This is a genomic window from Bifidobacterium pullorum subsp. saeculare, assembly GCF_016899725.1.
In the GTDB taxonomy this organism is placed as follows: Bacteria; Actinomycetota; Actinomycetes; order Actinomycetales; family Bifidobacteriaceae; genus Bifidobacterium; species Bifidobacterium pullorum_C.
In genome coordinates this window covers 1-462 of sequence record NZ_JACLYU010000185.1, presented here as the reverse complement: position 1 = coordinate 462, position 462 = coordinate 1, and the positions used below count along the sequence as shown (strand labels likewise).

1 protein-coding gene is annotated in these 462 nt (G+C 60.8%); it reads right to left on the bottom strand.

The genetic code is table 11. The features are described from left to right. Window positions 1-202 precede the first annotated feature (202 nt). A partial coding sequence (locus tag H7U32_RS10080; protein WP_204469894.1) for a hypothetical protein occupies window positions 203-462 on the bottom strand: 260 nt, incomplete at its 5' end.

Below are 462 nucleotides of genomic sequence, written 5' to 3'. Positions count from 1 at the left end.
AGGCACCTATCTGACCCACGTGCTCAAAGGCACTCAGTCTGATCGGCATCACTCCGCCCGGCCGCATCAACATCGTGATTATCTAATGTCGGCGCGACATGTTCAATATACGAAGTCTGACATTCGTACACGGGCTCTACCGAAGCGAAAGCTACGGTAGAGCCCGTGTACGAATGTCAGACTTGACCCCGCCGCAACGGCGTTACTTCGGCAATTTGTAGCGCTGCTCGCGATACAAGATCGATGGCAGGATGACGTGCGACATCGCCTTGTCCACCAGCGCCGGATCGGGCGCGGTCGCGCTTGGCGTCATCACCCCGCTGGCGTAGTCGTAGTCGCCTCGCAACGGAGTTTGGCCCGGCCGCAAGATGGTGGCCGACGGCCCCTCCAGCCAGGCGAAGTAGTTGTCGAACTGGATCAGCGCCCTGCCCGGCGTTTCGCTGTCCCTGGCCAGGTCGCGAC